This window comes from Cellulosimicrobium sp. CUA-896, assembly GCF_001942335.1.
GTDB lineage: Bacteria > Actinomycetota > Actinomycetes > Actinomycetales > Cellulomonadaceae > Cellulosimicrobium.
Window position 1 is genome coordinate 34,169 of the sequence record NZ_MKKH01000024.1, and the last position, 10,599, is coordinate 44,767.

General features: G+C 76.1%; 6 protein-coding genes and 4 pseudogenes. 4 read left to right on the forward strand and 6 right to left on the reverse strand.

The features are described 5' to 3' along the window. The first annotated feature begins 34 nt into the window (after positions 1–34). Both BJF88_RS09495 and BJF88_RS09500 read left to right on the forward strand, forming a co-directional pair. Positions 35–1,327 carry an MFS transporter gene (locus BJF88_RS09495; protein ID WP_158068914.1) on the forward strand — a complete coding sequence of 431 codons (1,293 nt, stop codon included), beginning with the start codon at positions 35–37 and terminating at the stop codon, positions 1,325–1,327. Between the two features lie 67 nt (positions 1,328–1,394). Further along, positions 1,395–2,196, forward strand: a pseudogene (locus tag BJF88_RS09500) (exodeoxyribonuclease III). 57 nt (positions 2,197–2,253) lie between these two features. On the opposite strand, the pseudogene galK reads toward BJF88_RS09500, so the two are convergent. The 4 genes and pseudogenes from galK to BJF88_RS09520 all read right to left on the reverse strand — a co-directional run bounded on the left by galK (position 2,254) and on the right by BJF88_RS09520 (position 6,836). Then, positions 2,254–3,602 (reverse strand): annotated as a pseudogene (gene galK, locus BJF88_RS20405) (galactokinase). After that, positions 3,576–4,777 (reverse strand): annotated as a pseudogene (gene galT, locus BJF88_RS20410) (galactose-1-phosphate uridylyltransferase); the annotation flags it as partial. The pseudogenes galT and galK, both read right to left, overlap by 27 nt. Before the next feature lie 33 nt (positions 4,778–4,810). Beyond that, a complete protein-coding gene (locus BJF88_RS09515) occupies positions 4,811–5,584 on the reverse strand; it encodes a DeoR/GlpR family DNA-binding transcription regulator (RefSeq protein WP_075828614.1) in 774 nt (257 codons plus the stop codon). Between the two features lie 100 nt (positions 5,585–5,684). Next, a complete protein-coding gene (locus tag BJF88_RS09520; RefSeq protein ID WP_075828615.1) occupies positions 5,685–6,836 on the reverse strand; it encodes an Mrp/NBP35 family ATP-binding protein in 1,152 nt (383 codons plus the stop codon). 71 nt (positions 6,837–6,907) lie between these two features. Between BJF88_RS09520 and BJF88_RS09525 the strand changes: the two genes are divergently transcribed. Further along, the gene (locus BJF88_RS09525) at positions 6,908–7,705 is read left to right on the forward strand and encodes a maleylpyruvate isomerase N-terminal domain-containing protein (protein ID WP_139315991.1); all 798 of its coding nucleotides are present in this window, start codon (positions 6,908–6,910) and stop codon (positions 7,703–7,705) included. Between the two features lie 39 nt (positions 7,706–7,744). Here the strand turns inward: BJF88_RS09525 and BJF88_RS09530 are convergent, their stop codons facing one another. Together BJF88_RS09530 and BJF88_RS09535 are read right to left on the reverse strand one after the other, a co-directional pair. Then, positions 7,745–8,260 carry a DUF1003 domain-containing protein gene (locus tag BJF88_RS09530; protein WP_075828617.1) on the reverse strand — a complete coding sequence of 172 codons (516 nt, stop codon included), beginning with the start codon at positions 8,258–8,260 and terminating at the stop codon, positions 7,745–7,747. Then, positions 8,253–9,568 (reverse strand): annotated as a pseudogene (locus tag BJF88_RS09535) (magnesium transporter MgtE N-terminal domain-containing protein). Before BJF88_RS09535 ends, BJF88_RS09530 begins: the two are co-directional and overlap by 8 nt. Before the next feature lie 122 nt (positions 9,569–9,690). Here BJF88_RS09535 and BJF88_RS09540 point away from each other — a divergent pair. After that, positions 9,691–10,599 (forward strand): general stress protein (locus tag BJF88_RS09540; protein WP_255371918.1); only part of this gene is annotated, 909 nt, incomplete at its 3' end.

Sequence of the window (10,599 nt, forward strand, 5' to 3'; positions counted from 1 at the left end):
GCCCGTTCCGCCGTCCGAGCGCTACTCTGCGCGCGTGAGCGACGCCGAGCCGGTGGTCCCGGCCACGCCCGTGGCCCTCGAGGCCACGACCGCCCAGCACCTGCGCCGGACCCGGTCCGCGGTCACCGCGGCGTACGCCGTGCAGGGGGCGGGCTTCGCCGTCGTCCTCACGAGCATCCCCGGGTACGAGGACCGTCTGGGCATCGGCGACGACGTCGTCACGCTCGTCGTGCTCGGCGTGTGCGTGTGCGCGGGGCTCGGCAGCGCGCTGTCCGGCGCCGTCTCGGCACGCCGGGGATCGCGCGCCGTCGTCGTCGGCGGGCTGCTGCTCGCCGCGCTGGGGATCGCCGGTGCGGGAGCCGCCCCGACGTGGCCGCCGTTCTTCGTCGCGCTCGCGGCGTACGGCGTCGCGCTCGGCAGCGTGGACGCCGCCATGAACATGCAGGGCATCGAGGTGGAACGGGCGTACGGCCGGAGCCTGCTCGCGTCGTTCTACGCCGGCAACGCCGCGGGCGGCGTCGTGGGCGCGCTCGTCGTCTCCGGCGCCGTGCTCGTGGGGCTGTCCCAGCCGCTCGCCCTGCCGGCCGTCGGGCTCCTCGTGGCCGGGGCGGCCGTCCCGCTGGCGCCGCGGCTCGTCGCGTCGCGAGGCCCGGTGCCCGACGGCGCACGGTCGGCCGCCGCCGGCGCCTCCGCGGTGCCCGGCCACGGCGTCCGGGTCGCGGCCGGCACGGTCGCGGTGCTCGGGCTCGCGATGGTCGCGTTCCCCGTCGCCGACTCCGCGATCTCCAGCTGGAGCGCGGTCTTCCTGCGCGACGTCCTGCTGACGAGCCCCGCGGTCGCCCCGCTCGGCTACGCCGCCTACCAGGCCGCGCTCATCGTCTCGCGGCTCACGGGCGACCGGCTGGTCGAGCGGCTCGGCCGGGTCCGCGTCGTGCGCGTCGGTGGCGCCCTCGGGGCGCTCGGCTTCCTCGCCGTCGCGGCGGCACCGGCGTGGCCGGTCGCCGTGCTCGGTCTCGCCGCCACCGGGCTCGGCCTCGGTGTCGTCGCACCGCTCGCGTTCTCCGCCGCAGGAGACCGCGCACGCGAGGCCGTGGCCGCCCGGACGGACGGCCGCGCCGCCGCACCAGGGATGGTCGAGGACGTGACCGACCGCGCGGTCGCCCGGCTCAACGTCTTCACCTACGCCGGGGCGGTGCTCGGCGGCGTGCTGACGGGCGTGTTCGCGACGGCGGACCAGCTGCGCGCCGGGTTCGTCGTCCTCGCGGTCCTCGCCACCGTCTCCGCCGTCCTCGCGGGCCGGTTCCGGGAGCACCGTCCGGCGGCGTGAGCGGCGCCACCACGCCGCCCCGTCCTCGGACGCCCGCGGCGCCGGCGGACCGTGATGGGATGTCCCGGTGCTGACGATCGCCACCGCCAACGTGAACGGGATCCGCGCCGCTGTCCGCCGGGGCATGGACGCGTGGATCGCCTCCCGCACCCCCGACGTGCTGCTGCTCCAGGAGGTGCGCGCCCGACTCCGTGGTGCACGACCTCCTCGGCGGGTGGCACATCGCCCACCAGGCGTGCGACATCAAGGGCCGCGCCGGCGTCGCCGTCGCGTCGCGCCTCCCGGTGCACGCGGTGCGCGTCGGGCTGGGTGCGGGTGAGCCCGAGCCGCCCGTCGACACCGGGCGCTGGGTCGAGGCCGACGTCGAGCTCGCCGACGGGACGACGCTCACCGTCGTGTCCGCCTACATCCACTCCGGCACCGTGTCCCAGCCCGAGACGATGGTGCAGAAGTACGCGTACCTGGAGAAGGTCACCGCGCGCCTGCGCGAGCTCACCGCCGACGGCCGCCTCGCCGTGCTCGCGGGCGACCTCAACATCGCGCACCGCAACGCCGACATCAAGAACTGGAAGGGCAACCTCAAGAGCGCCGGCTTCCTGCCCGAGGAGCGCGCCTACGTCGACAGGTGGCTCGACGACGTCGGCCTCGTCGACCTCGGCCGCGTGCACGGCGGCGAGGGCCCCGGCCCGTTCACGTGGTGGTCGTGGCGCGGCCGCGCGTTCGACAACGACTCCGGCTGGCGCATCGACTACCAGCTCGCGACGCCCGCCCTCGCCGAGCGCGCGGTCAAGGTCGAGGTCGACCGGGCGCCGTCGCACGCCGAGCGCTGGAGCGACCACGCGCCGCTCGTCGTCACCTACGACGTCTGACCACGAACGAGACAGCCGCCCCTCCGGTCGCGACCGGAGGGGCGGCTTTCGTCTGCCTCAGGCGACGACGGCGGCCGGCGCCGAGGGCACGGCGAGGAGGAAGCCGGGGGCGCCGAAGCCCTCGCGCTCGAAGGCCGCGCGGACGGCGTCGGCCACGGCCTCCGCGCGGTCGGCCGCGACGAGCGCGATCGCCGAGCCACCGAACCCGCCGCCCGTCATGCGGGCGCCCAGGGCACCGGCGACGCGCGCGGCCTCGACGGCGACGTCGAGCTCGACGCTCGACACCTCGTAGTCGTCGCGCAGCGACGCGTGGGAGGCGTTCATCGCGGGGCCGATCTCGTCGACGCGGCCGTCGCGCAGCAGGGCGACGAGCTCACGGACCCGGCCGATCTCGGTGACGACGTGGCGCACGCGGCGGCGCGCGACGTCGTCGGGCAGCTTGTCGAGCGCGACCTCGAGCGTGCCGGCCGGGTCGTCGGAGGACTCGACCGCGTCGGCCAGCTCGCGCAGCGACGACAGCCCGAGCGTCTGCGCCGCGGCCTCGCACGTGTCGCGACGCTGCGCGTACTGCCGTCGACGAGCTGGTGCTCGGCGCGCGTGTCCATGACGAGCACGGCCAGGCCCGCGGCCTCGAGGTCGAACGGCACCTGCTCGACGGCCTCCGTCGGGTCGAGGTCCGGGCGGCAGTCGAGCAGCAGCGCGTGACCGGCCTGCGCCCGCAGCGACGCCGACTGGTCCATGCCGCCCGTGGGCGCACCGGCGATCTCGTTCTCCGCCCGGATGCACGCCGCCGCGAGGGCGGCACGGCCCGGGTCCGAGGCGCCGAGGCCGAGGTCCGCGACGTCGTCCAGCGCGACGGCGACGGCGCACTCGAGCGCCGCGGACGACGACAGGCCCGCGCCGAACGGCACGCACGAGTCGACCGCCGCGTCGAAGCCGGTGATGCCGGCGGCCCGGTCGCCGAGCTGCTCGCGCAGCGCCCAGGCCACCCCGGCGACGTACGTGCCCCAGCCGGACACGGCACCCGGCGCGACCTCGTCGAGGCCGGCCTCCCACACCTCGCCGGGGGCCTGCGCCGAGGCGAGACGCACGCGCCCGTCCGTACGCGGGCGCAGCGCGACGTAGGTGCGGTGGGGGAGCGCGATGGGCAGGCACAGCCCCGCGTTGTAGTCGGTGTGCTCACCGATGAGGTTGACGCGGCCCGGCGCGCTCCACACGAGCACCGGGGAGTCGGTGCCCGCGCCGGCGTCGGTGGCCCCGTCACTGCCGTCCGCCTCCGCGGCCACCCCGCCGAACGCGTCGGCGAACACGGCGCGGGCGCGGGTGGCGCCGGCGTCCGTCGACCACGCGCTCACCCAGCCGCGCGCGGCGCCGGTGGGTGCGAGCTCCTGGAGGCGCGCGGCGATGCGCTCGGGAGTGGTGTCGCTGATCCACGCGCCCATGCCGGACTCGGACCCGGCGAGGTACTTGAGCTTCCCCGGCGCGCGCAGCACCGAGAAGACCTGCAGGTGCAGGCGCGCGAGCGTGACGTCGTCCGTGCCGCCGTCCGCGACCGAGCGGCCCTCGTGCGCGGGGGCCTGGTGCCACGCCGCGATGTACGGCAGGGGGATCGGTCGCCGTCCGCGTCCTCGAAGAAGTGGTCGAGGCGGCGCAACAGCTCGAGGTACGTCTCCGCGAGGTCGTCGCGCTCGGCGTCGGTCAGCGCGGGCAGGTCGGGCACGTCGCGGCGCGGCGCGAGGTGGACCTCGACGGGCCAGCGCGCCGCGTACGGCACGTAGGCCACCCAGTGCTCGGTCTCGAGCACGACGCGGCGCCCGTCCGCGAGCTCGGAGTCGAGGACGTCGCGCAGCAGGTTGCGCCCGGTGCGCTCGTGGTGCGCGCGTGCCTGCGTGAGCATCGCGCGCGTGCGCGGCGTGACGTACGGGTAGCCGTAGATCTGCCCGTGCGGGTGGTGCAGCGTGACGCCGATCTCCTGGCCGCGGTTCTCGAAGCAGAACACCTGCTCGACGCCGGGCGTCGCGCCGAGCGCGGCCGTGCGGTCCGCCCAGGCGTCGACGATCGTGCGCACGCGCTGCGGGGGGAGCGCGCCGAACGAGGAGTGGTGGTCGCTCGAGAAGACCACGACCTCGCAGCGGCCGGCCGCCGGGCCGTGGACCTGCAGCGGGGCGTCGAGCACGCGCTCGTCGGGCACGCCGGGGACGCGCTGGAGGGACGGGAAGCGGTTCTCGAAGACGACGACGTCGTAGTCGGTGTCGGGCACCTCGCCGTCGGAGTAGGCGGCGCCGGGGCGTGCGGGGCACAGCGGGCACGAGTCCGCGGCCGGCAGGAACGTGCGGTTCATGCGGTGCGCGGCCATGGGGACCCAGTCGCCCGTCAGCGGGTCGAGGCGCATCTCCGGACCGGCGTACGGGCGCTCCACGCCGTCGGGCCCGGGCACCGGGGCGAACCGGTCCGGGAGGGGACGAGGGTCGTCGAGGCGGCGCGTGCGCTCGCCCGAGACGTACTCGGGGGAGTCGTCGAAGTAGACGAGCTCGCGGCCGTCGGCGAGGTGCGTCGGGGTGCGACGCAGGTGCTGGTTCATGCGGGGGTGGGGTCCGTTCGGGAGGGGCGGGGGTCAGGCGATGACGAGCTGTTCGACGAGGTCGCGCACGCGGTCCCGCTCGTCGAGGGGCAGGGCGGCGTCGGTGACGAGCACGTCGACGTCGGCGAACGTCGCGAACACGCGCAGCCCGGTCGTGTGCCACTTCGTGTGGTCGGCGAGCACGACGGTGCGGCCCGCGGCGTCGATGAGCGCGCGGTTCGTCGCCGCCTCGTCGACGTTCGGGGTGGTGAGGCCGACCTCGGGGTCGAGGCCGTGCGCCCCGAGGAACGTCTGGTCGACGCGCAGGCCGGCGAGCGACGCCTCGGCGAGCGGGCCGACCAGCGCGTCCGAGGGCGTGCGCGAGCCGCCGGTGAGGATCGTCTCGAGGCGCGGGTCGTTCGTGCGGTGCAGGCAGTCGGCGACGGGGAGCGAGTTCGTGACGACCGTGAGCGGGCGCAGCGCCGGCGACGCGGCGATCTCGGCCGCCAGCAGGTGCGTCGTCGTGCCGGCGCTGAGGGCGACCGACGAGCTCGGGGCGATGAGGCGCGCCGCGGCCACGGCGATGGCGCGCTTCTCGCCCGCCTCGCGCGAGCTCTTGGCGGCGAACCCCGGCTCGTGCACGGTCGTGTGGGGGGCGACGGCGCCGCCGTGGACCTTGCGCACCAGGCCCTGCTCCGCGAGCTCGAGGAGGTCGCGGCGGACCGTCATGTCGGAGACGCCGAGGTCGCGCGTCAGGTCGCCGATGCGGACCGCGCCGGTCTCACGGATCTGGGCGAGGATCCGCTCCTGGCGCTGCGTTGCGAGCATGGCGACAGTATCGTGCAGGCGCCCCGGAAAATCCAACACGATCGAACACGACTGAACACATCACCCGCTGCGGCCGCGCGGTCCCGCGTCCCGCGGCTCCTCAGACCACGGTCACGCCGAGCGACCGACCGGCGAGACCGCGGGGACGGCGGGCCAGCCCGCGTGCCACGTCACGCAGCGCGACGGCGGCCGGCGACGCGGGGTCGGTGAGCACCACCGGGGTGCCGCCGTCGCCCGCCTCGCGCAGCGACACGTCGAGCGGCACCTGACCGAGCAGCGGGACGTCGGTGCCGACGGCCCGCGACAGGTTCGTCGCCACGCGCTCGCCGCCGCCGGCGCCGAACAGCTCGAGGCGCGAGCCGTCGGGCTGCTCGAGCCACGACATGTTCTCCACCACCCCGACCACGCCCTGCTGCGTCTGCGTCGCGACCGAGCCCGCGCGCTCCGCGACCTCGGCGGCGGCGACCTGCGGCGTCGTGACGACGACGATCTCGCTGCCGGGCAGGAGCTGCGCCACCGAGATGGCGATGTCGCCCGTGCCGGGCGGCAGGTCGAGCAGCAGGACGTCGAGGTCGCCCCAGTACACGTCGGCGAGGAACTGCTGGAGCGCGCGGTGCAGCATCGGGCCCCGCCAGACGACCGGCTGCCCGGGCGGCACGAACATCCCGATCGACACCACCTTCACGTCGTGGGCGACGGGCGGCAGGAGCATGTTGTCGACGCGCGTCGGCTGGCGGTCCACGCCGAGCATCCGGGGGATCGAGAAGCCGTAGATGTCGGCGTCGACGACCCCGACCGACAACCCGTCCGCGGCGAGCGCGACGGCGAGGTTCGCCGTCACCGAGGACTTGCCGACGCCGCCCTTGCCGGACGCGACCGCGTACACGCGCGTCAGCGAGTCCGGCCTGGCGAACGGGATCTCGGGCTCGCCGGCGCCGCCGCGCAGCATGGTGCGCAGCTCGGCCCGCTGCTCGGCGCTCATCACGCCGAGGTCCACCTCGACGCCGGCCACGCCCTCGACCTCGCGCACCGCGACCGTGACGTCGCGCACGAGCGTGTCGCGCAGCGGGCACGTGGCGACGGTGAGGTCGAGCCCGACGGTGACGTGCGCGTCGGCGGCGCCGTCGGCTGCCACGGCGACCGAGCGCACCATCCCCAGCTCCGTGACGGGTCGCCGGATCTCCGGGTCGAGGACGGTGGACAGCGCCGCGCGGACGGCCTGCTCGAGCGGGTCGGTGGAGGCGTCGGGCATGGCTCCATCGTAGGTGCGCGGTGCAGCCGGTCCACGGGGCAGGCGTCACGGGCGCGTACTACCGTGCACGCATGGACGCCCTGGAGTCCCTCGAGCGCGACAGCGAGCTGTTCGCCGACGCGGCCCGCAGCGCCCCGCCGGACGCGCGCGTGCCGTCGTGCCCCGAGTGGACCGGTGCCGACCTGGTCTACCACCTGGCGGAGGTCCAGGACTTCTGGGCCCGCGTCGTCGGGCCCGCGCCGGGCGAGGGGCTCGCGGGCGACGACGTCGTCTCCCTGCCGCGCCCCGCCTCCGACGCGGAGCTCCCCGCGCTGCTCCAGCGCTCGACGAGCCGCCTGGTCGGGGCGCTGCGCGGACGCGACCCGCAGGAGCCCTGCTGGTCCTGGCACGACGACGGCGGTCGCGTCGGCTGGGTGCTGCGGCGCCAGGCGCACGAGGCGCTCGTGCACCGCGCGGACGCCGAGCTGACGGCGGGCCGCGACGTCACGGCGGCGGACCCCGACGTCGCGGCCGACGGCGTGGACGAGGTCCTGTCGGTCATGGTCGACGGCGTCCCCGGCTGGGGCGTCTTCACGCCCGACGGCGCGACGATCACCGTCGCCGTCGACGGCCCGGGGGAGACGCCCCGCAGCTGGTCGCTCGCGTTCGGCCGCTTCACCGGGACCGGGCCGGAGTCGGGGACCGCCTACGACCTCGACGCCGCGCAGCTCGTCGACCTCCCCGGCTCCACGTCGGCCCAGGTGGCCGGACCGGCCTGGGCCCTGGACCTGTGGCTGTGGGGGCGCGGCGGTGCCGACGGTCTCACGGTCGAGGGGGACGCGGCGCTCGTCGAGCGGCTGCGTCGGGTCACCGCCGAGGGCACGCGGTAGGACGCGGTCCGCCGAGCGACGGCGCGCGTCCGGCGGTGGTCAGTCGCGGGCGGCGGTCTCGTCCTCGACGGCGGGACGCGCCGACTTCTCCTCGAGCTCCTCGAGCAGGTTGCGGATCTCCGACCGGACGAAGTCGCGCGTCGCGACCTCGTTCAGCGCGAGACGCAGCGCGGCCATCTCCCGCGCCAGGTACTCGGTGTCGGCGAGGTTGCGCTCGGCGCGCTGCCGGTCCTGCTCCGCGGTGACGCGGTCGCGGTCGTCCTGCCGGTTCTGCGCGAGGAGGATGAGCGGCGCCGCGTAGGACGCCTGGAGCGAGAGCATGAGCGTCAGCGCGGTGAACCCGAGCGCGGCGGAGTCGAACTGCAGGGACTCGGGCCCCCAGGTGTTCCACAGGATCCACGCGGCGCAGAAGACCGTCAGGTAGACGAGGAACCGCGGCGTGCCGAGGAAGCGCGCGATGCCCTCGGTCGCACGGCCCACCGCGTCCTGGTCGACGCGGTAGCGGGGCAGGAGCGAGCGCCGCGCCGCGCGAGGCGTGTCGAGCCGGTCAGCCACGGGTCACCTCCGTCCGCGCCGGCGCGCCCGTGCGCGGGTCCTCGGGCCGTCGTTCCACCTCGACCTCGTCGGTCTCGCGCCAGTCCTCGGGGAGCATGTGGTCGAGCACGTCGTCGACGCTGATCGCCCCGAGCAGACGCCGCTCGGCGTCGAGCACGGGGACGCACAGCAGGTCGTACGTCGCGAGGATGCGCGTCACGCGACCCAGGGGCACGTCCGGCGGCACGCCCTCCACGTCGGTGTCCAGCACGGAGCCGACGGCCGCGTGCGGGGGCTCGCGCAGCAGACGCTGGAAGTGCGCGACGCCGAGGAACCGTCCCGTCGGCGTCTCGAGCGGGGGCCGCGCGACGAACACCATGGACGCGAGCGCGGGCGCGAGGTCCTTGCGCCGGATCTGCGCCAGCGCCGCCGCGATCGGCGTCTCGGGCCCGAGCACGACCGGCTCGGTCGTCATGAGGCCACCGGCCGTGTCCTCGTCGTAGGCGAGCAGCCGGCGCACGTCGCGCGCGCCTCGGGCTCCATGAGCTCGAGGAGCTGTGCGGCCTGCGCCTCGGGCAGCTCGTGCAGGAGGTCGGCCGCGTCGTCGGGCTGCATCGCGCCGAGCACGTCGGCCGCGCGGTCCGTGTCGAGGCCCGACAGGATCGCGACCTGGTCGTCCTCCGGCAGCTCCTCCAGCACGTCGGCGAGGCGCTCGTTGTCGAGCGCGCCGGCCACCTCGAGGCGCCGGGTCTCGCCGAGGTCGTGGATCACGTCGGCGAGGTCGGCCGGCTTGAGCTCGTCGTAGGCCGCGAGCAGCATCGCGGCGCCCTGCGCCTGCGAGGCGCCCGCGAGGCCGGTGACGGCGTCGACGTCCACGACCAGGGCGTCGCCGCGACGTCGCAGCCGCAGCGTGCCCTTCTGCGCCCCGCTGCGGCGGACGTACAGCTTCGTCACGAGCCAGTCGCCCGTGCGCTGGCGCTCGATCGCGAGGTCCTCGACCGTCCCGGACCCGCTGCCGTCGACGAACTCGACCCGGCGCTCGAGGAGCTCGCTCACGGCGAGCGACTCGAGCGCGCGCTGCTCGAAGCGGCGCATGTTCACCAGGCCGGTGGAGATGACCTGGCCGGCGTCGATGGCCGTCACGCGCGTCAGGGGCAGGAACACCCGGCGGCGGCCCGGCACCTCGACCACGAGACCCACGGCTCGGGGCGCGCCCTTCGGGCGCAGGAGCACGACGACGTCCCGCACCCGCCCGACCTGGTCCCCGATCGGGTCGAACACGGCGGTGCCCGCGAGCCGAGCGACGAAGACGGTGGTGGCAGCACTCACGCGGGCCAGCCTACGCACCCCGGAGCGGCGGCGCGCTGCCGCGCCGGCGCGTGCCGGGACCGCGCGCGGGGGCCGCGGTGGCCTCCGTGGCGCCCCGGCGCGGAGTAGGACAGACTGGGCGAATGAGCCTGACGCGTCCCAACGCCGCTCCCCGTGTGCCGACGCCGCCGCGCGGCGACGCGATCGCGTCCTACGCGACGTACCTCGAGGCCCAGCGGGCCGTCGACTACCTGTCGGACAACAAGTTCGCCGTCGAGGTCGTGACGATCGTCGGCACCGACCTGCGCATGGTCGAGCGGGTCACGGGCCGGCTCACCTACGGCCGGGTCGCGCTCGCGGGCGCGGCGTCGGGCGCGTGGTTCGGCCTCTTCGTCGGCCTGCTGCTCTACATGTTCTCCGGGCAGGGCGGGTACGTGCTCACCGGCCTCGGTATCGGCGCCGGCTTCGGCCTGCTGTTCTCCGTGCTGTCGTACGCGCTCACCCAGGGGCGTCGCGACTTCACGTCGCAGAGCCAGATCGTCGCCTCCGCGTACGCCATCCTGTGCGCGCCCGAGCGCGCGGGCGAGGCGCGCCAGATGCTCTCGCGCATGCCCGAGGCCGCGGGCGGGGTCCGCGCGCCCGCGGCACCGGCGAACCCCACGTGGGGGACGCCGCAGCCGCCCCCCGCGCAGGGTGCCCCGCAGGCCGGTGCGGCGGGCCCCGGCACCGAGCGCGAGCAGGCCCCGGCGCCCGCGCGGACGCCCGACCCGCGCTGGACCACGCCCTCGGGCGAGCCGCGCTACGGGGCGATGCGCCCGACGCCGGACCCGCAGGACGGTCCCGCGGCGCCGCAGACGCCCCCGGTGCCGCAGGACGCGTCCGCTCCGCGCCCCCGGCCCCGGAGGACCCGCAGCGCCCGACGCCGCCCCCCGCCTGACCGGCGCCGGCCGCGCGACGACGGCCGCGCAGCGAGGCCATCCACGCCTCGACGCCTCCGGACGCCGGGGCAGCGCCGCGGACAGGTTGGGGCAGCGCCGCGGACAGGTTCCTCG

Bases quoted from the DNA above. Each gene is read 5' to 3' on its own strand.
- BJF88_RS09515 (WP_075828614.1), bottom strand. From the start codon at position 5,584: ATGCTCGCAACGCAGCGCCAGGAGCGGATCCTCGCCCAGATCCGTGAG.
- BJF88_RS09520 (WP_075828615.1), bottom strand. From the start codon at position 6,836: ATGCCCGACGCCTCCACCGACCCGCTCGAGCAGGCCGTCCGCGCGGCG.
- BJF88_RS09525 (WP_139315991.1), top strand. From the start codon at position 6,908: ATGGACGCCCTGGAGTCCCTCGAGCGCGACAGCGAGCTGTTCGCCGAC.